The organism is Paenibacillus piscarius (genome assembly GCF_022234545.1).
Classification (GTDB): Bacteria; Bacillota; Bacilli; order Paenibacillales; family Paenibacillaceae; genus Paenibacillus_AQ; species Paenibacillus_AQ piscarius.
This window is the reverse complement of record NZ_JAIEUI010000002.1, coordinates 145,020-167,710: the sequence shown is the minus strand read 5'-3', so window position 1 is coordinate 167,710 and position 22,691 is coordinate 145,020. Positions and strand designations below refer to the sequence as shown.

The window sequence follows — 22,691 nt, the reverse complement described above, 5'->3', positions numbered from 1 at the left end:
ATGGCTGCGGAGCGGCAGATCTACTCCATCAAGGAGCTTAATAAGTACATCCGTATGAAGCTGGATTCGGATGCCCTGCTCTCCGATGTATGGATTCGCGGGGAAATCTCGAACTTCACCCATCACGGCAGCGGACATATGTATTTCACGCTGAAGGATGAGAGCAGCCGGATCAAGGCGATCATGTTCGCTTCCCATAACGCGCGGTTGCCGTTTGTGCCGAAGGAAGGGACCAAGGTCATTGCCAGGGGCAATGTGACCGTCTATGAACGGGACGGGCAATATCAGTTCTACGCCACCCATATGCAGCCCGATGGCATCGGCAGCCTGTATCTGGCCTATGAACAGCTCAAGGCCAAGCTGGAGAAGGAAGGACTATTCGCCGCAGAGCGCAAGCGTCCGCTGCCGCGCTTCCCGCGCTGTATCGGTGTGGTGACCTCGCCGAGCGGCGCGGCTGTGCGCGATATTATCATCACACTGCAGCGCCGCTATCCGCAGGTAGCGGTGGTGCTCTACCCTGTGCTCGTTCAGGGCAAGGGCGCAGGTCCGTCCATTGTCCAGGCGATCGAGAATCTGAACGCCATGGGCGAGGCCGACGTACTGATCGTCGGGCGCGGCGGCGGCTCCCTGGAGGAGCTGTGGGCCTTCAATGAAGAAGCGGTCGCCCGGGCGATTGCCGCTTCCCGGATTCCGGTGATCTCGGCCGTCGGTCATGAGACCGACTTCACGATCGCCGATTTCGCCGCCGATCTGCGGGCGGCGACCCCTACGGCCGCGGCGGAGCTCGCCGTGCCGAGCGCAGCCGAGCTGGCCGGGCAGCTGCGCATCGCCCGGCAGCGGCTGCGCCAGGGCCTGCTGCGCCGCTCGCAGCGCGGCGGCGAGCGCCTGGCGGCGCTGCAGCGCTCGCTGGCGCTGGCCGGCCCGCGCCGGCAGCTGGCCCAGCACGCGCAGCGGCTGGACATGCTGCGCGCGGCCCTGCTCCGCGCCGCCGAGGCCAGGCTCAGCCGCGCGCAGGGGCGCAGCGCGGTGCTGCACCAGAGCCTGCAGCGCTTCCACCCGCTGAGCAGCATCAGCGCGGCGCGCCGCGCTGCGGACAGCCTCACCCGTGAGCTGTCCGGTGCCATGCAGGCGCAGCTTCAGAGTAAGCGTGCGCGGTTCGGGTCCGAGCTGCGTCATCTGGACGCGCTCAGCCCGCTCAAGGTCATGTCACGGGGCTACAGCCTCGTGTATGACGAGAAGGAACAGCATGTAATCAAATCGCTGAAGGAAGTTGAGCTCGGCGACATCGTGAACATAAAGCTTAATGACGGACAGCTGAACTGCCACGTATGGGGCATGAAGGAGGAGGGCGTAACGGATGACGAAGGAAGCGGAACTGGATTTTGAAGGCGCCATGGAGCGTCTGGAGGAAATCGTGCGTGAGCTGGAGCATGGCGATGTTCCTCTGGAGAAGGCAATTGATCTGTTCCAGCAGGGCATGAAGCTCTCGCAGGTCTGCGGCAGCAAGCTGGAGCAGGTGGAGCGCAAGATCGAGATGATTACAGCGGAGGATGGCGAGCTGCGCAAGAAGCCGTTCGGCGCCCGGCTGGAAGGCGATAACGATGAGCCGTTCTGAGGTTGGCGGGGCGGGCGGCATGGCAGAAGCTTCCGGGCGTGAACCGCTGGAGCAGTACATCGCCGGGGTTGGCGACCTGATAGCCGGTGCGCTGGCGTCAGTGATGCCGGCGGAGTGGAGCGTGCCTCAGGCACTGAGAGAGGCGATGGATTACTCGCTGCAGGCCGGCGGCAAGCGCCTGAGACCGCTGCTCGTCATTGCCGCCTGCGAAGCGCTTGGCGGCAGCCGTGAGGCGGCGCTGCCTGTTGCTGCAGCGATTGAGATGGTCCATACGTATTCGCTCATTCATGACGATCTGCCGGCGATGGATAACGATGATTTCCGCCGCGGCAAGCCGACTAATCATAAGGTCTTCGGTGAAGCAGCGGCAATCCTGGCTGGAGACGCCCTCCTGACCCACGCCTTCTACAGCGTGGTACAAGCCTCCCGCAAGCACGGTGTAGCAGCAGAGCAAGTGCTGTCCATCGTGGAGGAGCTGGCGGAGATGGCCGGCCCGCGCGGGATGGTCGGCGGACAGGTCGCCGATATGGAAGGCGAGCAGGGCATGACGGGCCTGGAGCAGCTTCAGTACATTCATCTGCACAAGACCGGCGATCTGATCATCTTCTCGCTGCTGGCGGGCGGAAGAATCGCCGGTGCTTCGGCGGGCCAGCTGGAGGCGCTGCGCGGGTTCGGCACGCGGATCGGTCTGGCCTTTCAGATTCAGGACGACATTCTGGATCTGGTCGGCGACGAGAGCAAGCTGGGCAAGAGTACCGGCAGCGACATCAAGCAGCAGAAGGTAACCTATCCTTATTTCATCGGTCTTGACGCTTCGCGCCAAGAGGTCGAGCGGCTGACGGAGGAAGCGCGCCGCATGGTCCTGGATGGCGGATTTCAGGACCCGCAGCGGCTGCTGGAAATTGCCGATTATCTGATGAGACGCGATCACTAAATGAGTTTCGGGAACGGCTGTGTTTCGACAGCCGTTTCGTTTGTGTTATAATGGGGTTTATATTTTACAACATCTAGGAAAGCGGGGAATACTCGTGCTGCTTCCACAAATCAATGATCCTCAGGAGCTCAAATCTTTATCAATCGGGGAACTCACTGCGTTAGCGGAGGAGATCCGGCAGTTCCTCGTGGAGAAGCTGTCTGTCACAGGGGGGCATCTCGCATCCAATCTGGGAGTTGTGGAGCTCACGCTGGCCCTGCACTACTGTTATGACAGCCCACGGGACAAAATGATATTTGACGTAGGCCATCAGGCGTATGTCCACAAAATACTGACCGGCCGCCAGGACCGCTTCGACTCACTGCGCAAGCAGGGAGGACTCTGCGGCTTCGTTAAGCGGAATGAGAGCGAGCATGATGTCTGGGAAGCCGGACACAGCAGCACCTCCCTGTCTGCGGCTATGGGGATGGCCATGGCGCGTGACTTCAAAGGGGAAGACAATAAAGTGATAGCTGTGATCGGCGACGGTGCCCTGACCGGGGGCATGGCCTTTGAAGCGCTGAACCATATCGGGCATGAACGCCGCAAGCTAATGGTCATTCTGAATGACAATGAGATGTCCATTGCACCGAATGTCGGGGCGATGCATAACTATCTTAGCAAGATCCGCTCCGACCGCCATTACCTGCGGGCTAAGGATGAGGTGGAAGGACTGCTCAAGAAGATTCCGGCCATTGGCGGACGTCTGGCGAAGACCGCTCAGAATGTGAAGGACGGCCTCAAGAACATGCTGGTTCCCGGCGTGCTGTTCGAGGAGCTCGGATTCACGTATCTGGGACCGGTGGACGGCCATGATCTGGAGAAGATGATCGATACCTTCCATCAGGCGGATAATGTGTCCGGTCCGGTACTGGTGCATGTGCTTACGACCAAAGGCAAGGGCTACAAGCCAGCCGAGGTAGATTCGTATAAGTGGCATGGGATTTCACCTTACAAAATTGAATCCGGCCAGGTATTGAAGGCCGTGGGCAATCCAATGTACACCGAAGTCTTCGGACAGACGCTGATTGAGCTGGGCCATCAGGATGAGCGGCTGGTTGCGGTAACGCCGGCCATGCCGGGCGGCTCGGGGCTGTTCCCGTTCGCCAAGGAATTCCCTGGTCGGATGATTGATGTCGGGATTGCCGAGCAGCATGCCGCCACCTTGTGTGCGGCGCTGGCGATGGAGGGGATGAAGCCGGTCTTCGCCGTGTACTCCACCTTCATGCAGCGGGCCTATGACCAGATTGTCCATGACATCTGCCGTCATAATGCCAATGTCATGTTCGCCATTGACCGGGCAGGCTTCGTAGGCGCCGACGGGGAGACCCATCAGGGGGTGTATGACATTGCGTTCATGCGCCATATCCCGAATATGGTCCTTATGATGCCGAAGGATGAGAATGAACTGCGCCATATGATGAAGACGGCGCTCGATTATAATGACGGCCCGATTGCTTACCGGTATCCGCGGATTAACGGTACCGGAGTCTCGTTGGATGCGGAGCTGCACAGCCTGCCGATCGGTACCTGGGAGCGCCTGCGCCCCGGCGACGATTATGCTGTGCTGGCCTGCGGACCGATGGTACAGGTGGCAGAAGAAGCCGCAGAGCTGCTAAAGCGTGAAGGCATTCAGATCGGTGTCGTGAACGCCCGTTTCCTGAAGCCGCTCGACAACAGCATGCTGCTGGACCTGGGCCGTGCTGGAACCCAGATGGTGGTGCTGGAGGAAGCCAGCCAGGCCGGAAGCCTTGGCAGTGCAGTACTCGAATTCTATGCGGAGCATGAAATCTACGATGCGCATGTCCACCTGATGGGCGTGCCAGACCTCTTCGTGGAGCATGGCTCTATCAAAGAGCAGCGCCAGCAGACCGGACTTACCGCCGAAGCGCTCTGTGCGCAGATGAAGGCCATGATGGCGTTAAGAACTTTTACCTATAAGTCAACTTCCACCTCCTGACAGCCAGGATGGGAGCCGGACCGAAGTGATCGGGAGATGAACATGGAACACCCTAAGGAAAGAATTGATGTATTGTTAGTAGAGCAAGGCTTCTACGACAGCCGGGAGAAGGCCAAGGCTGCAATCATGGCCGGACTTGTGCTGGCGAATGAGGAGCGGATTGAGAAGCCGGGTATGAAGGTGCTGCGCAGCTCGGCCTTGCGGGTCAAAGGCGCGGTCCACCCCTATGTCAGCCGCGGCGGTCTGAAGCTGGAGAAGGCGTTAAAGCAGTTCGGCATCGACATGACCGGGCGCAATATGCTGGACATCGGCTCCTCCACGGGGGGGTTCACCGATTGTGCGCTCCAGCACGGGGCTAGCCATGTCTACGCAATCGATGTGGGCCATAACCAGCTCGACTGGAGCCTGCGGAATGATGAGCGTGTCACTGTAATGGAACAGACCAACTTCCGGTACATGACCCCGCCTGATCTGAAGGGGCCGGTTCCCGATTTCGCCAGCATTGATGTATCCTTCATATCACTGAAGATTATTCTGCCGCCGCTGATGGCGCTGCTGGGCCGTCCGGCTGATATTGCTGCACTGATTAAGCCGCAGTTCGAAGCCGGCCGGGAGAAGGTTGGCAAGTCCGGCGTCGTCCGCGAATCCTCCGTACACCGTGAGGTGCTGGTAAATGTGCTGACGATGGCAGCTGAGCTTGGTTATAGCCTCGCAGGCTTGACGTATTCGCCGATTACCGGCGGAGAAGGTAATATCGAATTTCTGGCACACTGGAGGCTCCTGCCGGAAGCTGCGGACCTGCAGGGCTCAGGGGCTGAAGCACAGCCGAATCCTTTTGCCGCGCTGGCCGACTCGGTCATTAAGGAAGCGAATGCAACCTTTAGCGCTGCGAACCATGGGAACTCATCGAAGCGATGAGTTTCTTTTGCTGCAAATATAAGCTTCTGTGTTAGCAGGATTTCGCCTCTCCCCGCGCGAATAGAGTCACCGAGGTGATGGGAGTGGCAAGCTCAGATAAGGCCGTTGTGGCTCTGATGGGCCTGGCGGCGGCGATCTTTATCATTTACAGAATCTACGTTTGGCTGCAAAGCTCCCCGCGCTCCTTCATCCGGGACCGGGTACCGCTGAATAAGATGATCCAGCCTCATCCGTCCATCAGGCTCCTGGAGGATGCCGGGTATGAGGTGGTCGGGGGGAAGCTGAAGATTCCGCTGGCTTTTCAAGTGGACGGGGCACCCATGTACAGCCGGCTGTTCATTGACTATGTGGCCGTTAAGGATGAGGAGCGCTTCTATCTGGTGATCCTGTCCCGCCCCCGCAAGGAGCTTGAGTTCACCGGCAGCGGGCTCCGCGATACCCTGCTTCCTTATCTGCTGATCTATCCGGACTGCAGCGGGGTCCTATATGTGGATACGGTGAATTCCAGGCTGCATGTGATTGAATTCGGCAGGGACGACGGGGAATCGGGTTAAGGGCAAGCACAACATATATACGGGAGGCAACAATGAAGGGACACAGGCATATTAAGATTAGAGAAATTATCTCGCAAAAGGAAATCGAAACCCAGGATGATCTGGTGGAGGCACTGCGTGAAGCCGGATTTCAGGTGACACAGGCCACTGTATCCCGTGATATCAAGGAGCTGCTGCTGATTAAGGTGCCGATGGATGACGGGCGCTACAAGTATTCGCTGCCTACAGACCAGCGGTATAATCCGACGCAGAAGCTGAAGCGGGTGCTGGTGGATAATTTTGTGAATATTGATCATTCCGGGAACCTGGTCGTGATGAAATGTCTGCCCGGCACGGCGAATTCCGTGGCGGCTCTGATTGATAATATCGACTGGCCGCAGATTATGGGAACCATCTCAGGTGATGATACGATCCTCATTATCTGCCGCCAGCCGGAGAACAGCAAGGACGTCATTTCACAGATTATGGGTTATATTTCATAAGCCTGATCATGGGTCGGGAAGCGATCATCTTGTCGGAGGTGCTGAATTCGTGTTAGAGACATTGTCTATACGCAATCTGGCCGTGGTTGAAGCGGTGGATGTGCATTTTTATCCGGGATTTCATGTGCTTACCGGGGAGACCGGCGCAGGGAAATCCATTATTATCGATGCCCTCGCCCTCATTGCCGGTGGCCGCGGTTCAGCGGACTCTATCCGCTATGGCTGCGATAAGGCCGAAATGGAAGCGCTCTTTAGCCTGCCGGTCAGCCACCCGGTATGGGAGACTCTGGAGCGTCTGGGTATCGGGGCAGACCGGGAGGAGCATCTGGTGATCCGCCGGGAGATTACCTCCCAGGGTAAAAGCACCTCGCGTGTGAACGGCCAGATGGTGAATTTGAGTATGCTGCGTGAAATCGGGGAGCAGCTGGTGAATATCCACGGGCAGCATGAGCATCAGAGCCTGCTGAAGGCTGAGCGCCATCTGGGGCTGCTGGATACCTATGGTGAAGCTGTCATCGGGCCGCTCAAAGCGGACTATCAGGAGAAGTATACCGCCTTCGCCAAGGTGGAGAATGAATTGCGGGAGCTGCAGGATTCCAGCCAGAAGGCCTATCAAATGCTGGATATGTACCGTTTTCAGCTGGAGGAAATTTCACAGGCGGCACTTAAACCGGGAGAAGATGAATTACTTGCCGAAGAACGGGTAAAACTATCCCACAGCGAGAAAATGATGGATTCCGTATCCGGTGCATATGAGCAGCTGTACGACAGGCAGGGGCTGGAATCCATCGGCAAGGTGATCTCCAGACTGGAGGATGCGGTCCGTTATGATGAGAAGGGGCTTCGAGCGGTGTACGAGCAGCTGCAGTCGGCGTATTATCAGCTGGAGGATGCGGCCTTTCAGCTAAGGGATTACCGGGAAGAGATCGAATTCAACCCTGGGCGTCTGGAGGATATTGAGAACCGGCTTGATCTGATTACCGGCTTGAAGCGCAAATACGGCGACAGCGTGGAGCAGATTCTGGAATATTACCGGAAGATTGAGCATGAGACCGATCTCCTGGAGAACAAGGACGAATATATTGCCAAACTAACGGTCAAACGGGATGGCTTGCTGGTTACACTTATGAAGGCAGCAAAAGCCCTCACCGGGGCGCGGAGACAGTGTGCGACGGATCTGGCGGCTCAGGTAGAAGGGGAATTGAAGGACCTGCAGATGGAGCGGACCTCGCTTCAGGTGAAGATGGAGCTTCTGGAGGACCCGCGCGGGATTGAATATGAGGACCGGCGCTACCGGCTGACCCGGCAGGGGATCGACAGTGCTGAATTCATGATCTCCCCGAACCCGGGCGAGCCGCTGCGGCCGCTGGGCAAAATCGCCTCCGGTGGTGAGCTGTCGCGGATTATGCTGGCGATGAAGAGTATTTTTGCAAGGCATGATGCCATTCCTGTCCTTGTGTTCGATGAAGTGGATACCGGGGTCAGCGGGCGCGCAGCCCAGTCGATTGCCGATAAGCTGTACAAGCTGTCGTTCACCTGCCAGGTATTCTCCATTACCCACCTGCCGCAGGTGGCCTGCATGGCAGATCATCAGTATTTGATCGTCAAGAAGGTCGAGGACGGCCGCACCATGACCGAGGTGAATTCGCTCTCGGATGAAGGACGGGTGATGGAGCTGGCCCGGATGCTGGGCGGGGTGGAAATCACCGAGAAAACTCTGCATCATGCACAGGAAATGCTCGGTCTGGCCGAGGCCAGCAAGGCTGCCGTAAGCTAAGCGGGACAATGATTGACAGTAATAAAAGCCTGGGGGCAAGGTTATCTTATAGGTACGCAATTGGCGACCACCTTTTTCGTCAAGCGAAAGAAGCAAAGGGGAGCGTGACAGCCATTGAAGCCTAACCTCAGGAAGTTAATGCCCGGACTTATTTTTGCCTTCTTTCTCAGTGTCTCCGGCATAACAGGAGCCTCACACAGTAGCGCAGCACCACTGGAATACCGGCCGCTTCAGGCGGCACAGGGGACAGGCGAGCTGAAGGTCATTCCCGGCGGACAAACCATCGGCGTGAAGGTGAAGTCGGCAGGCGTGCTGGTTGTAGGCCATCATCTTATCCAAGTCTCAGGGCAATCCAAGATTTCACCAGGCGAGAACAGCGGGCTTATGCCAGGCGATCTGATGATCTCCATGAATGGCGTGAAGCTGGACGAGGTATCTAAGGTGGCCAAGCTTGTGGAACAGGCCGGCCGGAGCAATGATTCGTTAAGCATTGTGTACAAACGCGGCGGCAAAGAGCACACAGCCCGCCTGAAGCCGGCTTATGACCGTACAGACAAGGTGTGGCGGCTGGGGCTCTACATCCGTGATTCCGCAGCAGGGGTAGGGACTCTAACGTTCTATGCGCCGAAGCAGGGGGTCTACGGGGCACTTGGGCATGTCATTACCGACATGAATACCGGAACGCCCATTGTCGTCGGCAGCGGCCATATCGTGCAGTCCAGTGTCACCTCCATCTCCAAAAGCCAGGACGGCGATCCCGGGGAGAAGCGTGCCCATTTCCTGAAGGAGAGCCAGGTGCTCGGCAATGTGGAGAGTAATACCGATTTCGGCATCTTCGGCAAAATGTCCCGTAACCCGGAGCATAGCCTGTACCAGGAGCCAATTCCGGTTGCTATGAGCACTGAAGTCAAGGAAGGTCCGGCACAGATTCTCACTGTCGTTGACGGTCAGCAAGTGGAGCGCTTCAATGTGGAGATTATCCATGTTGCCCGTCAGGAGACGCCAGCGACTAAAGGCATGGTACTGCGCATTACCGATCCCCGTCTGCTGGATAAGACCGGCGGGATCGTTCAAGGGATGAGCGGAAGCCCGATCGTCCAGAACGGCCGCCTGATAGGTGCAGTCACCCATGTATTCGTCAATGATCCTAAGTCCGGTTACGGCTGCTTCATCGAGTGGATGCTGCGTGACTCTGGAGTGGTTCATCATCAGCAGGAGCAGCAATACAATCTTAAGGCGGTTTAGCCTTAAGATTTTTTTGTCGAAGGGCAGCGATTAACATCGAAACTTGAAATAAAATATTTAATTATAAATCAACCCCGAAAAAAAATAAAGAAAAATAATTTTCGACAGAAGGATATTTAAACCTGATGTCGAAAGTTATAGGGAGAGAAGATGATTATGATGTTGTGAATAGCGTATAAATAAGGAGGAAGCAGCCAGTGCAGAATATTGAAGTGTTGTTGGCCGATGATAACAGGGAGTTCACGAACTTGCTTGCTGAGTACATTACAGAACAAGAGGATATGACTGTAACAGGTATCGCCTATAACGGGGAAGAGGTGCTTCAGATGCTCAGCGGAGCCCGCAAAATCCCCGATGTTCTTATTCTGGATATCATCATGCCTCATCTGGACGGCCTTGGCGTCCTGGAGCGCCTGCGCGATATGGACCTGAACCCGCAGCCGAAGATTATCATGCTGACCGCCTTCGGCCAGGAGAACATCACTCAGCGCGCTGTTCAGCTGGGAGCGTCTTATTATATTCTGAAGCCCTTCGATATGGAGGTGCTGGCCAACCGAGTGCGTCAGCTTGTCGGCACCCAGGGCAGCATGAGCACTTCCTCCAGCATGACCGGCTATTCCGCTTCCAGATCTTCCAGTAATGTGGTACCGCTGTCCAAAGGCAAGAATCTGGATGCCAATATCACCTCCATCATTCATGAGATCGGCGTCCCTGCCCATATTAAGGGTTATCAGTACCTGCGTGAAGCCATAACCATGGTCTACAACAACATCGAAATTCTGGGCGCCATCACGAAGACGCTGTACCCGGCCATTGCCGAGAAATTCAAGACAACGCCTTCGCGCGTAGAGCGGGCCATCCGCCACGCCATCGAAGTCGCCTGGACCCGTGGCAACATCGACAGCATCTCCCACTTATTCGGCTACACGATTAATATCTCCAAATCGAAGCCGACGAATTCGGAATTTATCGCCATGGTCGCCGACAAGCTGCGCATCGAGCATAAGGTGTCTTGAAAGGGTAAGGATCAGGATACGTGAAGGGATACAGTAGGTTTGAGGCCGTAAATACTGCATAGCCTATCAATACATACCACTTGCTAAGGGGAGAGCGTAGTACCCGGCAGCAAGTGGTATTTTGTTTCACTGGACACAGGCTGGATGTATGTGGAACCGATCACATTTGGCACTGCGTGGGCCCGTGGAGCAAATGTAATCGAAAAACCGATCACATTTGGCACTGCGTGGGCCCGTGGGCTCAATGTAATCGAAAAACCGATCACATTTGGCACTGCGTGGGCCCGTGGAGCAAATGTAATCGAAAAACCGATCACATTTGGCGCGGCTCGGGCATCGTGGGCAAATGTAATCGAAAAACCGATCACATTTGGCGCGGCTGAGGCACGTGGAGCAAATGTAATCGAAAAACCGATCACATTTCGCGCTGCGCGGGCATCGTGGGCAAATGTAATCGAAAAACCGATCACATTTGGCGCTGCGTAGGCATGTGGAGCAAATGTAATCGAAAAACCGAACACATTTGGCGCTGCGTATTAGAAAAATCCTGCTAAATGTGCAACAGTGCAGCCCGGTCAGAGCGACCTGTGCTGAAATCATGCACGAAATGCAACAACTCCAGCGTTAACTTACTCTAACCACCAAAATTTATGCAAATGATGCAACAATGTACCGTAGCCAGTAACATTTATCAGAGGAATCCTGCAAAAAGTACAACAATGCTGGGCCAGTGTGAGAAGGCATCAGTATTCTTCACTCGCAGGGTGATTATGCTCTGACAAATTAGATTTCAAATTGTTGTTAGAGGAAGATGTTTACAAATTTATTTTAATTTTATATGATTGTTTATAGAGATTATTAAAACAATGTGAGGGAAGCCTATTGAAGAAAAAAGGTACTGCTGTCTTGTTGATTGTTGTAATGATGATAGTTATAGGAATTTGGATACTTCCTATACATTTGAAGAGTGGGGAGTATGTACACGTTACTAACGAAGAGATTGTGGAGATTATAGAGAAAGAAAAGATTGAGATTCTAGGAATTAAAAATCTTACGGCTGATGGAGCATCAATTACGATTTTGCCTTATAAAAGTGAAGATGAAGTGGGAGTAATCGAAGCCTCAAACAAGGATGGTGAATTGGATTACCGCAAATCGCAATTCGTTAGAATGATGCCGGATAGGATCTTTACAATGGGGTCAAATGCAGGCCTTTATTATTCTGTTGTTTTTATTAATGATAAAAAAATAATAAATGAAATGTATAAATTAAAAATTCATTTTCATGAAGGAAATTTTAAAGAAGTTAATAAAGAAAATAGTTCCACTTCTGCTTTTATTATTACTAAAGAGAAAGGAAAAAGGAAAGCCAAAGATAATAATCCGAGAAAAATAGAGGTTTTTAATGAATCAGGAAAAATAATTTATGATTCAGAAAAAGATAATGAAAGTAATCGAACTTAAAAAAGCTGCGGAGATCGAATCTCACGCAGCTTTTGGGCATTAATGTGTTTGTTTGAGTTTGCTCAATTGCTCAATGGAAAGCCCCGTTAGCTCTGCTATGGTCGTAAAATCCATACCTTTGTTGATCATGTTCAGGGCAACTTTGGTCAAGCCAACAGACTCTCCTTCTGCCCGGGCACCTTCCAACATGGAAGCTTCATCGTGCAGAACTTTTTGTCTCATTTCGTATATACGCCGTGCTTCTGCATCCTGGCTCAAGTATTCCAGTACGGTCATCGCTTTACTCAAAGCGGGTTCATTCACCCTTAAACACCTCCCAGTTTGTTGTATCTTCACTTTTCAGGAATAGCAACCAGTTGAGCAGACCGCCCTCATTGGGAATGTGTTGCAGCCTCATCTGTGGTCATGACTTGCGTGTGAGTCTGTAAATACCTGTTAAAAGCGAATACAGAGCAACAAATGAGATAATAGCTATATAATAAGGATTGGATTGAACAACAAAAATCAAAGGTATCATGATGATGAATATTGATAAACGCAAAGCGCCTTCACGTTTAGATTTATGCATTAATTATACTTCCTTTCAAATATATTGGGCTAAATGAATTGCCACTTTATATTGACTATATGCAATGCGTTAATGTAAACTGTAAGGGAAAAAGGGGAACGGTGTTGTGTCCGTTCCGTTCAATATCATCAGGCTGATGGAGGCCTAGGGCTTGCGTCTACGACTTTTTGCGGAAGTCTTAGACGTTTTCTTTTTGCGTACTTTCTTACGTTTGTCCTTAATTTCAGCAAGGTCTTTGATGAGCAGACGAATGAAGGAAAGTACAGCAATGATGACTGAAAGCTTTTGCCATGTCTCCAAGGGAATCACCTCCTTCCCTTACAACTAAAACTATACTATGAGCGTTATCGGATGAGAAGTGTTATATGTTAAAAATTATATTATTTACATAAAAAAGCTGCGGAGAATAAATCTCACGCAGCTTTTAAGCATTAATGGGTTTGGTTCGGCCAACAGATTCGCCTTCAGCCCGGGTCCACCTTGCTTATTTAGACAAGCTATTCAAATAAGCATCGGCTTCTTCGTATGTAGGGAAATGGACGGCAAAATTGCCGAAGAGGCGTTTCATTTGCATTTTCCAGACGGGAGAGTCGGCAACGTAGGCCCAGCCGCCGACGCCGGCTTCCACAGCGCGGTCACCGGTGGGGGCGAGCATGGCGGCTACTTCGGGCGAGAGAACCGTAGGGGAGCCGGTGACATCGGTAACGCCGGTGAATCCCGGCTTCAATTGCTTCAGGGCGTTCTCAAAATCGTTTATGTATGAGGGGACATCGCTTTCGGTAAGGCCATATGCCTTGACAACCACCTGATTTTTGGCTGCATTGACTTCCATTGTGTAAGACATGATCATTCCTCCAGATGTGGTTTTATGTTACATGTTGTTTATCGGATAAGAATGGACAGGATATGAGAGAATAAGGAAATCAGAATGGATAGGCTCACATTTATGTAAAATAGAACCAGAACTTTACAGCGGATGCGAAGAATTTACACAAACCGCAGGTAATCTGAAACACAATGTAATCTCCTGTGTTATGATAAAGGAAGAGGGTTGTTCCGCCGGAGCCCCTTGGAAATGGATAATGTTGCCCTTTCTTGCAGCCATCTATTCATCTTGATCCATAACAACCTAACATATGGTTAGACAGAAAAGGGGATACCACCGATGAGAATTAATATGAAGTTCACCAGCAAAGGAAAAGCTGCCATCGAGAATTTCAACAATGACGAGCTGCTGGAGATTTTTGCACGATACATCAAGACGCTGACCAAAAAGTACGATATCGAAGTGGATATTCCGCATGAAGTCAATCAGAACATCGTAGGGGACGGGGCGGTTGTGGCGATTGCCCAGAATGTGAAATGCGATGCTGACACCTTCTTCAAGGAGCTGGGACGCGATATCAAGGTTCCGCTGAAGAAGCGGCTTGGCGGCAAGCTGGAGAATGTGTTCAAGACCGAAATTGTGGAATAAACCTTGCTATGTGAACCCGCAGGGAAAAGCCATCCTCGCATATGATGTAGAGGATGGCTTATTGCCGTCTGGACGGCTGGTTATAATCTTTTTGGAAGACACGAAAAAAAAGTACATTGCCCCGGTCACCGGTTCAATGTACTAAAACGCGCTAAAAAGAAGGGGCCCGCTGCTCAGGCATCATAATGGTAGTCTGTGTCTGATAAGTTCCTCACGGTAAGGACATTCCTGATGATCTGAATAAAATCGGGTGAAGCCTTGGCTTCCAGCGCCAATTCATAAATACTGATTAATTGTTCATCCGACAATAATTCAAGTGTAGAAGGGCGCGAAGAAGGATGAAAGTAGGTTTCCATAGAGATTCCTCCATCAGGGGTAAAATGGATAGAGCAGATTCAAGTGCCCTAGGGATAATCGTCTATGTAAATGGTACCATCTGGAATTTAATCCGTCTGCTGGTATTCGCCCTCTGAATTTTTATTGACATAAGTTGGATGTTATGTAATGATTATTAGTCAGTTTGTTTCTGCTGAAAAATAGAAATATCCCGGGCCGATAGGCGCCGGGATATTTCTATGATCCTAGGATGATGGAGTTTCATTCTTCCGTGAGGCCAGAAATCTTCGGACACGTGGTTCATTGGATTCAGATACCGTTGCAAATTGTTCCCCTTGATTGAACAGAACAATCTTCCGTTCCGGATCATAACCGTCAATATTGCCAATGTTCACTACATTGCTGCGGTCAAGACGTTCAAAGCCTGAGCTCCCGTATGCTGCATACAAATCGGAAAGAGTGGTGGGGAGAACAAATTCGCCTTCTTTCGTATGGACGAATATTGTATTCTTGTAGTTTGAGAAATACAATATTTCCTCATCCGTAATACAGCGGGATGAGCCGTCGTTTAGTAAGACACGCATGTATTCCCCATCCTTGTGTAATTACTTGCGTAATTCTTTTGGCGCTTGTGGGCTGTGAATCATCGGCTTCATAATTGAAACAAAGAAGCGGGCAGATCCGGCAAGAACGGCAGAAGCCTGTTTTGCTAGTACTCTTTTCACTGAGTTCTCCTCCTTGTCCAAGGGATGACTGTTAAGGATTGGATCAGAAATGCCAATCCGATCACAGCTGAGTGCAGAAAGAAATTGGATAACACAATTGCTATAGAAACCAACTTCAATAAAGGATATATCGAAGCAGGGATTCTCGCATTCTTGTCTGGGTTTGGAGCGAAAGTAATGATTATGATCAAACTAAGTATATTAGCAATCCAGAGTGCTGAAGTCGATAAAGTAACGAATGTGGGCAAAATAGTACTTAATAAGGTTGTGACTATGTTACATGCCAAGGCTGTTTTCAGATGAAAGCCGCCGGAACTGAGGCGCAGGATGCAGAAGCAAAAAAGAAAGGCCGTACATTCTGCAAAATGGCCCAGAAATAAACCAATGATGGCAGTACATACTATAATTAAGAGTGTATTCAATATAATGCCCAAGGAGTATTCCATAACTTCAACAGAATGAGTCTCTTCAGGGTTTGCCTCTTTGATACTGACGGCGATTCTGTTAGCTAATGAATTCATTTTGGGTTCGATCCTTTTTGTATGAAAGATATAGGTATGCATACAGGAGAATAGCATTTATTACAGGTATCAGGAAGAAAAATTGAGAGTATTTTTGTGTTAAAATCATCATTAGTATTACAAATAATATGGAGGGTGCGCTTAAAAGGAAAATTTTGATTTCACGATGTGCTATCTTGATTTTAAAGTTTTGCTTATCAGGAACAAAATCAAAACCTTTTCTAGTTTTACCAATATAAAAACCGATAGAGCAAGTTATAAGAACAGAAATCGATTGTAGAACATAAACGCTTAATACCATAAATGGAGGCCTAACTGAATATAAAAATGTTGAATTTATTATAAAATAACATGTGGATTGAATGAGCATATACGATAAATAGGCCAAACCAGTCATTATCGCAGCATAGAATATATGGATCTTGAATAAAAGCCAAAAAAAGAAGAAGGTTAACAGATATTGAACGAATACGTCTGTTAGTACCATATTATAATCGTTGCGTAGGACGTAAGATACAAACGCCATAATCGTGCCAGCGAACACTATTTCTGTGGGATATACGTCAATCTTAAAAACTTTGAAAGCTAAATAAAACATTGCCGATGTTTCCAGAATGGAAAACGCCATATACAGCACAAAATCCAACATGCGTACACTCCCGAAGAATCGATTAACAAATCTGTAATCCTGGTGATATTATACATAATAGGATAAGTTCCAACAACAGGTTTTGACACAATCCGGCAAATTTTTCTTGAAAAATGTATGAGAGAGGGGTTTTTACCATGAATCAGCGTCCATCGAGGGAAGAGTATAATGAATTTCAGTGGACTTATGTCAAACTGGTGCCGCCGGAAGGCGAGATGAGGGTGATGCTGCGCGAGCAGACCCAGGCGATGCTGGAGCTGTTCAACGGGCTTACCGAAGAGCAAGGAGCGTACCGCTACGCCCCCGGCAAATGGAGCATCAAGGAGATCATCGGGCACCTCACGGATAATGACCGCATTATGTCATACCGCCTGCTCTGCTTCACCCGGGGAGAACAAGCGCCACTGCCAGGCTATGAACAGAATGACTATGTGGCTGCCGGCAGCTTCGACCGCTTCACGCTGCAGGAGATGATTACACATTACCGGATCGTCAGGGAATCCACTCTTGCGCTGGTGGATAGCCTGCCGAAAGAAGCGTATACCCGTAAAGGGAACTTCGGCGGCGTTGCCATGTCAGTGCGGTCGCAGCTCTGCGTGATTATCGGACATGAGCTGCATCATCAGCGGATTCTTCAGGAGCGGTATCTGAACTAAACATAAGAGGAGGGGATGCAGATGGGCTGGATGAGAGGCATCTGGCACTTTTTTGTCCCGCGGGAACGGAGCTTGGTATATACGACTTTCGACCAGAGCCAATATTTCAGGGTCAAAAGCCGCCTGGCGGAAGCAGGCATCCCGCACCGTTCGCGGATTAACGGCGGAATGAAGGCGGTAACCCAGCGGGCTAACTTCGGCGGTAAGATTACGCTACAGCATGACGTGTTCGTGCGCAAAGAGGATGAGCACCGGGCACTTGGGGCAATTCATAAGTCTTGAATAAAGGTGGATGAAATATGCACAAGAACTGGCATAAAGGCCGCCGGAACGATGAGAGATTGCTCCTGCAATTCATGACGATCAGGTGGGAGAAGGAAGTGAGGGGGGCTCCTTTTTCAACTGCGCGCAATAATTACAAGGCTAACTTTACTCTGCCGGACACCATTTTTACTTACGATTTGTCCTATGGTCTTCCCTTCCATCATATAGTGATTGCGCAGAATAAGACAGGCTTCGAGGTTGTTCAAAATAAGAGCGTCATCCTGGAGGCCGGGGCTGAGTCTTGGATCATAGGCTGCGTCAAAGTGGACAAGAATGAACGGGAATACCAGTTCAGTTATCACTACTCCAAGAAGGGAGGCAAGCCCGTCCGGTATGACCAGCGGTATAATCCTTTGAGTGAGCGGGCCTTTGGATTGGGTCCCAATGAATATGGCAGAATCTCATATAACGGCAGATATCTCTATCAGGATACGGGAGAATGGTATTATGAGCTGAACACGCTGAATGCGCTTGTGACCTGTGATACAGGACCGGATGTCTTCATAAGTACTGAACCTGTGAAGGAATATAAGCAGATTGAGATTCTGTATTGATCCGAAGCTAGTGGTTATGAAAAAACGCATTTCAGCCTTTCTTAAGGCCGAAATGCGTTTTGCTATTCCCGGAGCGGGTATGTTATAAAGGCGGGTTCTTGTGGCATTTGCGGCAGACCGGGTAATACGCTTCATTGCCGCCGATCTGAATCTGCTTGCCGCTGTAGACGGGCTTGCCGTTCTCGACCCGCAGCGCCATGATCGCTTTGCGTTCGCAGAACCAGCAGATGGTCTTCATCTCCTCAATCTTGTCGGCGTAGATGAGCATATATTTGCTGCCCTCGAACAGATTGTTCTGGAAATCATTCTTCAGACCGAAGGCCATCACCGGGATACCCAGCTCGTCCACAATCCGCACTAGCTGGAGAATGCAGTCCTTGCTCAGGAACTGGCATTCGTCGATCAGGACGCAGTGGGGCTTCGGCAGACTATTTTTGACGATGCTGTACATATCTGTATTCTCATCAATTGGAATGGCCTGCTTGCGCAGTCCGATCCGGGAGGAGATATATCCCACTTCATCCCGGTTATCGATGGAAGGCGTGAAGAGCAGCACGGACTTGCCCTGCTCCTCATAATTATGGGCAACCTTGAGAATCTCAATGGATTTGCCGCTGTTCATTGCCCCATACTTGAAAAATAACTGTGCCACGTCATCTATCCTTTCACTGTTCAGCTTATCTGCTACACGGCCCAAAAATCGACCTTACTAGAGTATCATATTCTGGGCCGCGGTAGCCAGTGCTATCCTTCCTGGTAGCCGGGATGTGATATAATAAACCCAATTGTGTTTACAGCAGAAGAATCCAGTGAACAGAAAGGAAGTAAGGTCAAGTGGCAGAGACGGTGGAGCAATACAAGGAACGGATAAACGGGCTTCGGGAGAAGGGGGAGCTGCTCCCGGAGACGGAGGAGCTACTAAATGAAATGCTGGCCGGGCTGGCTGAGCTGGACCGCAGCAACAAGGCACTACGCCGGGTGATTCTGAAATCGGGACAGGGCTCGGCGATGTCAACCCGCCTGCGGGAAGCACTCTACGAATAAATAAACGAGGTAACTTCTATGAAGCTAACGCTGTCTTATCTTACCAAATATCGGGTAGCCGCCATTGCCGCACTGGTCATGATGCTGATTGAGCTGGCGGTGGAGCTGTCGCAGCCGCTCCTGATCTCCAAAATCATCGATCAAGGCATCCGCCAGCAGGACAACGCTGTTGTCTGGTTATGGGGCGGTGTGCTGGTGGGGAGCGCGGCTGTAGCGTTTCTAGCGGGCATACTCAGCTCTTTTTTTGCAGCCCATGTCAGTCAGGGGTTTGCATTTGACCTGCGGGATAGTCTGTATGAGAAGGTGCAGTCCTTCACGTATGAGATCTTCAGCCGCTTCCCGACCTCATCGCTGATTACACGGCTGACCGGCGATGTGACTCAGTTGCAGGATACGATATTCATGGGGCTGCGCTTCATGACCCGTATCCCGCTCGTTGTTATAGGGAGCGTCATTATGGCGCTCGTTGTGCATGTTAAGCTCGGACTGCTATTAGCGGTAACGCTGCCGTTCCTGGTGTTCTTCATGATCTGGCTGATGCGCAGAGCTTCCGCACTGTTCAGCACCGTGCAGAGCAGGCTCGATGATGTAAATGGTGTGATTCAGGAGAACCTGACCGGCATCCGGCTGATTCGTGTCTTCGTGCGCATGGGCCATGAGATCGGCCGCTTCGCCTCATTCAGCGGGACACTGATGCGATCGACGGTGAAGGCTCTGCGCCTGACAGAGACGTCCACCCCGTTCATTATGATCATCGTCAATGCGGGGATTCTGGCGGTATTATGGTTCGGCCGGATTGAGATTTCCACAGGGGATGCAACGCTGGGCGAGACAGTCGCCGTTATAAACTACTCGCTGCGAACCATGGGAGCGCTATCAGCACTGTCCTGGATTATGATCAGCTTCTCTCGCGCCCGTGCTTCTTCCGCGCGGATTGGCGAGGTGCTGGCGGCAAGCGAAGGCCCGGGAGAGCTGACGGGCGGGAACGGTCTAGTGCCTGTGCAGGAGGAGAGCGGTGTCCGGCCAAGCCTGAACAAGTCGGCTGACCATGTGGAAACCGGCCGTAATGCGATGGATGTTCAAGGCAAGGTGGAGTTCCAGCAGGTGAGCTTCAGCTATCCCGGCAGTGATATCAAGGTGCTGGAGGATATCAGCTTCACGGTAGAGCCGGGGCAAAGGGTAGCCATCATGGGGGCAACCGGCTCCGGCAAGTCCTCGCTGGTCACCCTGATTCCCCGCCTGTATGAATGCGGCAGCGGGGTGATCCGGGTGGACGGAAAGAGCCATACGGAGATGGATATCCAGACGCTGCGCCACTCGATTGGTTATGTGCCGCAGGAGGTGCTGCTGTTCACCGGCTCGATCCGCGAGAATATCGCCTGGGGGAATGAGCAGGCGACGGATGCTGATATTGAGCAAGCAGCGGCTGCGGCACAGATACATCAGACCGTTGCTGCGTTGCCGGAGGGTTATGATACGCAGCTCGGGCAGCGCGGCGTCAATCTGTCCGGCGGACAGAAGCAGAGGCTGAGCATTGCGCGGGCGCTGGTGCGGAAGCCGGCGATTCTGATTCTGGACGACAGCACCAGTGCACTGGATGCGGTGACCGAGGGGCGGCTGCTGGCTGAACTGAAGAAGCTGTCCTGCACTACCTTCCTGATTACGCAGAAGATCAGCTCGACGGCTTCGGCCGATCTGATTCTGCTGCTGGATGAGGGATGTCTGATTGCGCAGGGGACGCATGACCGGTTAATGGAAGAGTCCGCGCTCTACCGCAAAATCTATGAATCGCAGACAGGGGGCGCGCAGCATGTTCAAAGCACTCATTGATCCGTTCCGTTATCCGAAGCTGGATGTAGGGCTTGGCGAAGCCAAGGTGTTCGGGGCGATGGGCAGCCGGAAGCCAAAAGCTAAGGCGAAGAACTGGTCCGGCACCCTGAGACGGATCTGGGACTATCTCGCCGAGCGCAGAGCCAAGCTGATACTGGTGCTGTTCATGGTGTTGTTAAGCTCGGGCCTGGCGCTCCTTGGACCGTACCTGATCAGCCGCGCCGTGGATGATTATCTGGGAGGGGCCGGGGGCCGGACCTGGGGGATTTTTCTGCTGGTGCTCGCACTGGTCTACCTGGTGAATTCCCTGGTCTCCTGGCTGCAGAATGTCTGGATGATCGAAGTAGCCCAGGAGACAGTCTACCGGATGCGGACGGACCTGTTCTCCCACCTGCACCGCCTGCCGATCTCCTTCTTCAACCGCAGGCAGCAGGGGGAAATTATGAGCCGTCTGACCAATGACATTGAGAATATCAGCTCGACGCTGAACAGCTCGGCGATTCAGATCTTCTCCAGTATTCTGACGCTGGTTGGCACAGTCGGTGTGATGCTGTGGCTCAGCCCGCTGCTGACGCTGCTGACCTTCATCGTGGTGCCGCTGATGATGCTGGGGATGCGCTGGATTACCCGGCGGACAGGCCCGCTGTTCAAGGAACGGCAGCGCAATATGGGCGAGCTGAACGGTTTCATCGAAGAGACCTTGTCCGGGCAGCGGATTATCAAGGCCTTTTCGCAGGAGGAGCGTGTCATCAGCGGGTTCAGAGAACGCAATACGCGGATTATGCTGTCGGGCTACTGGGCCCAATCGATTTCGGGCTTCATTCCCAAGCTGATGAACGGACTGAATAACCTGAGCTTTGCCATCGTGGCCGGTGTCGGGGGGCTGCTGGCGATCCGCGGGCTGGTGACGGTGGGGATTATTATTGCTTTTGCCGAATATGCGCGCCAGTTCACCCGTCCGCTGAATGATCTGGCGAACCAGTGGAACACGCTGCTGTCAGCCATCGCTGGTGCCGAGCGGGTGTTCGAGGTACTGGATGAGGAGACGGAAGCCCGGGATGAGGGGGCGGCGGTCAAGCTGGAGCATGTGGAGGGAGCCGTCAAGTTCACGGATGTCGCTTTCTCTTATGAGGGAGGCGCAGACACGCTCCAAGGAATTACATTCGAGGCGAAGCCCGGAGAAACGATTGCGCTGGTCGGGCCTACAGGGGCGGGCAAAACCACGCTGATCGGCCTGCTGTCCCGCTTCTATGATCCGAGCCGGGGCAGCATTACGCTGGACGGGCGGGAGCTGTCCACGATTACCCGGGAGAGCCTGCGCAGCCATATGGCCTTCGTGCTGCAGGATTCCTTCCTGTTCAAAGGGACGATCCGCGATAATATCCGCTACGGCAGACTGGATGCCACAGATGAAGAGGTCGAGGAGGCCGCGAAGCTGGCCAATGCCCATGCGTTCATCATGCGGCTGCAGGACGGCTACGACCGGATGCTGTCGGTGGACGGCAGCGGCATCAGCCAGGGCCAGAAGCAGCTTTTGGCCATTGCCCGGGCAATACTGGCGAATCCGTCGATGCTGGTGCTGGATGAGGCGACGAGCAGTATCGATACAGTGACCGAGATTAAAATTCAGGAGGGCCTCCAGACCCTGATGCGCGGACGGACCAGCTTCGTCATCGCCCACCGGCTGGGGACGATCCGCGCAGCAGACCGCATCCTGGTGCTGGAAGGCGGCCGCCTGCTGCAACAGGGCTCGCATGAGGAGCTGCTGGAGCAGGGCGGCCTCTACCGCGAGCTGGTGCAGGGGAGCAAGGGTGCGGGTGGTGAGTGAACGAACGGCTGAAGCCTTTGCTGGATATGGATGATTGGCGGATGGGATGAAGGAACGCAGTATGTGTGGAGTCCAATGTAAGAAAGTCGTATATAGTCTGATGAGGGATGGTACGCTGGCGGTTTAGAGACGGTTTGATGCGCTAAAGATGGGATTCAGATACGGTGAAGACGGAGTT

Annotated in this window: 26 protein-coding genes; 18 read left to right on the top strand and 8 right to left on the bottom strand. The window is 52.5% G+C overall.

Annotated features, from left to right (window positions below; genetic code table 11):
- The 11 genes from xseA to K1558_RS04360 all read left to right on the top strand — a co-directional run bounded on the left by xseA (nt 1) and on the right by K1558_RS04360 (nt 12,004).
- Nucleotides 1-1,386: an exodeoxyribonuclease VII large subunit gene (xseA, locus tag K1558_RS04410; RefSeq protein WP_238650185.1), complete on the top strand. Its 1,386-nt coding sequence runs from the start codon at nt 1-3 to the stop codon at nt 1,384-1,386.
- Nucleotides 1,358-1,615 (top strand): exodeoxyribonuclease VII small subunit, encoded by a 258-nt coding sequence (gene xseB / locus K1558_RS04405; RefSeq protein WP_238650184.1) that lies wholly within the window; start codon nt 1,358-1,360, stop codon nt 1,613-1,615. The genes xseA and xseB overlap by 29 nt, the downstream gene beginning before the upstream one ends.
- Nucleotides 1,602-2,549 carry a polyprenyl synthetase family protein gene (locus K1558_RS04400; RefSeq protein WP_420800402.1) on the top strand — a complete coding sequence of 316 codons (948 nt, stop codon included), beginning with the start codon at nt 1,602-1,604 and terminating at the stop codon, nt 2,547-2,549. The genes xseB and K1558_RS04400 overlap by 14 nt, the downstream gene beginning before the upstream one ends.
- 94 nt (nt 2,550-2,643) lie before the next feature.
- Entirely contained in the window at nt 2,644-4,548 is a 1,905-nt protein-coding gene (gene dxs / locus K1558_RS04395; RefSeq protein ID WP_238650183.1) for a 1-deoxy-D-xylulose-5-phosphate synthase, read from the top strand.
- A gap of 42 nt (nt 4,549-4,590) precedes the next feature.
- Nucleotides 4,591-5,466 (top strand): TlyA family RNA methyltransferase, encoded by an 876-nt coding sequence (locus K1558_RS04390; RefSeq protein ID WP_238650182.1) that lies wholly within the window; start codon nt 4,591-4,593, stop codon nt 5,464-5,466.
- Nucleotides 5,467-5,543: 77 nt separating this feature from the next.
- A complete protein-coding gene (locus tag K1558_RS04385; RefSeq protein ID WP_420800410.1) occupies nt 5,544-6,020 on the top strand; it encodes a hypothetical protein in 477 nt (158 codons plus the stop codon).
- A 32-nt stretch (nt 6,021-6,052) separates the two neighbouring features.
- Nucleotides 6,053-6,502, top strand: coding sequence for a transcriptional regulator AhrC/ArgR (gene ahrC, locus K1558_RS04380; RefSeq protein WP_238650180.1), 450 nt, complete (start codon nt 6,053-6,055; stop codon nt 6,500-6,502).
- Between the two features lie 49 nt (nt 6,503-6,551).
- Nucleotides 6,552-8,279, top strand: a complete 1,728-nt coding sequence (gene recN, locus K1558_RS04375; RefSeq protein ID WP_238650179.1) for a DNA repair protein RecN — start codon at nt 6,552-6,554, stop codon at nt 8,277-8,279.
- Nucleotides 8,280-8,417: 138 nt separating this feature from the next.
- Complete coding sequence (spoIVB, locus tag K1558_RS04370) at nt 8,418-9,524, top strand: SpoIVB peptidase (RefSeq protein ID WP_420800409.1); 1,107 nt, start codon at nt 8,418-8,420, stop codon at nt 9,522-9,524.
- Nucleotides 9,525-9,721: 197 nt separating this feature from the next.
- Nucleotides 9,722-10,540 (top strand): sporulation transcription factor Spo0A, encoded by an 819-nt coding sequence (gene spo0A, locus K1558_RS04365; RefSeq protein WP_238650177.1) that lies wholly within the window; start codon nt 9,722-9,724, stop codon nt 10,538-10,540.
- Between the two features lie 882 nt (nt 10,541-11,422).
- Nucleotides 11,423-12,004: a hypothetical protein gene (locus K1558_RS04360; protein WP_238650176.1), complete on the top strand. Its 582-nt coding sequence runs from the start codon at nt 11,423-11,425 to the stop codon at nt 12,002-12,004.
- Between the two features lie 39 nt (nt 12,005-12,043).
- Here K1558_RS04360 and K1558_RS04355 read toward each other — a convergent pair whose 3' ends face one another.
- The 3 genes from K1558_RS04355 to K1558_RS04345 form a co-directional block, all read right to left on the bottom strand.
- Nucleotides 12,044-12,307: a hypothetical protein gene (locus K1558_RS04355; RefSeq protein WP_238650175.1), complete on the bottom strand. Its 264-nt coding sequence runs from the start codon at nt 12,305-12,307 to the stop codon at nt 12,044-12,046.
- A 409-nt stretch (nt 12,308-12,716) separates the two neighbouring features.
- The gene (locus K1558_RS04350) at nt 12,717-12,872 is read right to left on the bottom strand and encodes a hypothetical protein (RefSeq protein WP_238650174.1); all 156 of its coding nucleotides are present in this window, start codon (nt 12,870-12,872) and stop codon (nt 12,717-12,719) included.
- Nucleotides 12,873-13,056: 184 nt separating this feature from the next.
- Nucleotides 13,057-13,416, bottom strand: a complete 360-nt coding sequence (locus K1558_RS04345) for a hypothetical protein (RefSeq protein ID WP_238650173.1) — start codon at nt 13,414-13,416, stop codon at nt 13,057-13,059.
- A 321-nt stretch (nt 13,417-13,737) separates the two neighbouring features.
- Here K1558_RS04345 and K1558_RS04340 point away from each other — a divergent pair, with 321 nt between their 5' ends.
- On the top strand, nt 13,738-14,046 hold the full coding sequence (locus K1558_RS04340) for a hypothetical protein (RefSeq protein WP_238650172.1): 309 nt from the start codon (nt 13,738-13,740) through the stop codon (nt 14,044-14,046).
- A gap of 173 nt (nt 14,047-14,219) precedes the next feature.
- Here the strand turns inward: K1558_RS04340 and K1558_RS04335 are convergent, their stop codons facing one another.
- From K1558_RS04335 to K1558_RS33150, 4 genes are all read right to left on the bottom strand, one after another.
- A complete protein-coding gene (locus K1558_RS04335; protein ID WP_238650171.1) occupies nt 14,220-14,402 on the bottom strand; it encodes a sporulation histidine kinase inhibitor Sda in 183 nt (60 codons plus the stop codon).
- A 225-nt stretch (nt 14,403-14,627) separates the two neighbouring features.
- A complete protein-coding gene (locus K1558_RS04330) occupies nt 14,628-14,966 on the bottom strand; it encodes a LytTR family DNA-binding domain-containing protein (RefSeq protein ID WP_238650170.1) in 339 nt (112 codons plus the stop codon).
- Nucleotides 14,967-14,987: 21 nt separating this feature from the next.
- The gene (locus tag K1558_RS04325) at nt 14,988-15,107 is read right to left on the bottom strand and encodes a cyclic lactone autoinducer peptide (protein WP_238650169.1); all 120 of its coding nucleotides are present in this window, start codon (nt 15,105-15,107) and stop codon (nt 14,988-14,990) included.
- Nucleotides 15,104-15,628: an accessory gene regulator ArgB-like protein gene (locus tag K1558_RS33150; protein ID WP_420800401.1), complete on the bottom strand. Its 525-nt coding sequence runs from the start codon at nt 15,626-15,628 to the stop codon at nt 15,104-15,106. The genes K1558_RS04325 and K1558_RS33150 overlap by 4 nt, the downstream gene beginning before the upstream one ends.
- A gap of 786 nt (nt 15,629-16,414) precedes the next feature.
- Here K1558_RS33150 and K1558_RS04320 point away from each other — a divergent pair.
- Genes K1558_RS04320 through K1558_RS04310 form a run of 3 tightly spaced genes read left to right on the top strand, consistent with a single transcriptional unit; the run spans nt 16,415 to nt 17,811 of the window.
- Nucleotides 16,415-16,933, top strand: coding sequence for a DinB family protein (locus K1558_RS04320; protein ID WP_238650168.1), 519 nt, complete (start codon nt 16,415-16,417; stop codon nt 16,931-16,933).
- Between the two features lie 21 nt (nt 16,934-16,954).
- Nucleotides 16,955-17,215 (top strand): hypothetical protein, encoded by a 261-nt coding sequence (locus tag K1558_RS04315; protein ID WP_238650167.1) that lies wholly within the window; start codon nt 16,955-16,957, stop codon nt 17,213-17,215.
- 17 nt (nt 17,216-17,232) lie between these two features.
- Nucleotides 17,233-17,811, top strand: a complete 579-nt coding sequence (locus K1558_RS04310) for a hypothetical protein (protein WP_238650166.1) — start codon at nt 17,233-17,235, stop codon at nt 17,809-17,811.
- Between the two features lie 82 nt (nt 17,812-17,893).
- Here K1558_RS04310 and K1558_RS04305 read toward each other — a convergent pair whose 3' ends face one another.
- On the bottom strand, nt 17,894-18,463 hold the full coding sequence (locus tag K1558_RS04305) for a thymidine kinase (protein WP_238650165.1): 570 nt from the start codon (nt 18,461-18,463) through the stop codon (nt 17,894-17,896).
- A gap of 182 nt (nt 18,464-18,645) precedes the next feature.
- Between K1558_RS04305 and K1558_RS04300 the strand changes: the two genes are divergently transcribed.
- From K1558_RS04300 to K1558_RS04290, 3 genes are read left to right on the top strand one after another with little or no spacing between them, the layout of a single operon-like run.
- A complete protein-coding gene (locus K1558_RS04300; protein WP_238650164.1) occupies nt 18,646-18,855 on the top strand; it encodes a hypothetical protein in 210 nt (69 codons plus the stop codon).
- A gap of 18 nt (nt 18,856-18,873) precedes the next feature.
- The gene (locus K1558_RS04295; RefSeq protein WP_238650163.1) at nt 18,874-20,685 is read left to right on the top strand and encodes an ABC transporter ATP-binding protein; all 1,812 of its coding nucleotides are present in this window, start codon (nt 18,874-18,876) and stop codon (nt 20,683-20,685) included.
- The gene (locus tag K1558_RS04290; RefSeq protein ID WP_238650162.1) at nt 20,666-22,513 is read left to right on the top strand and encodes an ABC transporter ATP-binding protein; all 1,848 of its coding nucleotides are present in this window, start codon (nt 20,666-20,668) and stop codon (nt 22,511-22,513) included. The genes K1558_RS04295 and K1558_RS04290 overlap by 20 nt, the downstream gene beginning before the upstream one ends.
- The last annotated feature ends 178 nt before the right edge of the window (nt 22,514-22,691 follow it).

Excerpts from the sequence above, each read along its gene's own strand:
- xseA (WP_238650185.1), top strand. The coding sequence starts at position 1 with ATGGCTGCGGAGCGGCAGATCTACTCCATCAAGGAGCTTAATAAGTAC.
- xseB (WP_238650184.1), top strand. The coding sequence starts at position 1,358 with ATGACGAAGGAAGCGGAACTGGATTTTGAAGGCGCCATGGAGCGTCTG.
- K1558_RS04400 (WP_420800402.1), top strand. The coding sequence starts at position 1,602 with ATGAGCCGTTCTGAGGTTGGCGGGGCGGGCGGCATGGCAGAAGCTTCC.
- K1558_RS04390 (WP_238650182.1), top strand. The coding sequence starts at position 4,591 with ATGGAACACCCTAAGGAAAGAATTGATGTATTGTTAGTAGAGCAAGGC.
- K1558_RS04385 (WP_420800410.1), top strand. The coding sequence starts at position 5,544 with ATGGGAGTGGCAAGCTCAGATAAGGCCGTTGTGGCTCTGATGGGCCTG.
- ahrC (WP_238650180.1), top strand. The coding sequence starts at position 6,053 with ATGAAGGGACACAGGCATATTAAGATTAGAGAAATTATCTCGCAAAAG.
- spoIVB (WP_420800409.1), top strand. The coding sequence starts at position 8,418 with ATGCCCGGACTTATTTTTGCCTTCTTTCTCAGTGTCTCCGGCATAACA.
- K1558_RS04345 (WP_238650173.1), bottom strand. The coding sequence starts at position 13,416 with ATGTCTTACACAATGGAAGTCAATGCAGCCAAAAATCAGGTGGTTGTC.
- K1558_RS04340 (WP_238650172.1), top strand. The coding sequence starts at position 13,738 with ATGAGAATTAATATGAAGTTCACCAGCAAAGGAAAAGCTGCCATCGAG.
- K1558_RS04335 (WP_238650171.1), bottom strand. The coding sequence starts at position 14,402 with ATGGAAACCTACTTTCATCCTTCTTCGCGCCCTTCTACACTTGAATTA.
- K1558_RS04330 (WP_238650170.1), bottom strand. The coding sequence starts at position 14,966 with ATGCGTGTCTTACTAAACGACGGCTCATCCCGCTGTATTACGGATGAG.
- K1558_RS33150 (WP_420800401.1), bottom strand. The coding sequence starts at position 15,628 with ATGAATTCATTAGCTAACAGAATCGCCGTCAGTATCAAAGAGGCAAAC.
- K1558_RS04320 (WP_238650168.1), top strand. The coding sequence starts at position 16,415 with ATGAATCAGCGTCCATCGAGGGAAGAGTATAATGAATTTCAGTGGACT.
- K1558_RS04315 (WP_238650167.1), top strand. The coding sequence starts at position 16,955 with ATGGGCTGGATGAGAGGCATCTGGCACTTTTTTGTCCCGCGGGAACGG.
- K1558_RS04310 (WP_238650166.1), top strand. The coding sequence starts at position 17,233 with ATGCACAAGAACTGGCATAAAGGCCGCCGGAACGATGAGAGATTGCTC.
- K1558_RS04295 (WP_238650163.1), top strand. The coding sequence starts at position 18,874 with ATGAAGCTAACGCTGTCTTATCTTACCAAATATCGGGTAGCCGCCATT.
- K1558_RS04290 (WP_238650162.1), top strand. The coding sequence starts at position 20,666 with ATGTTCAAAGCACTCATTGATCCGTTCCGTTATCCGAAGCTGGATGTA.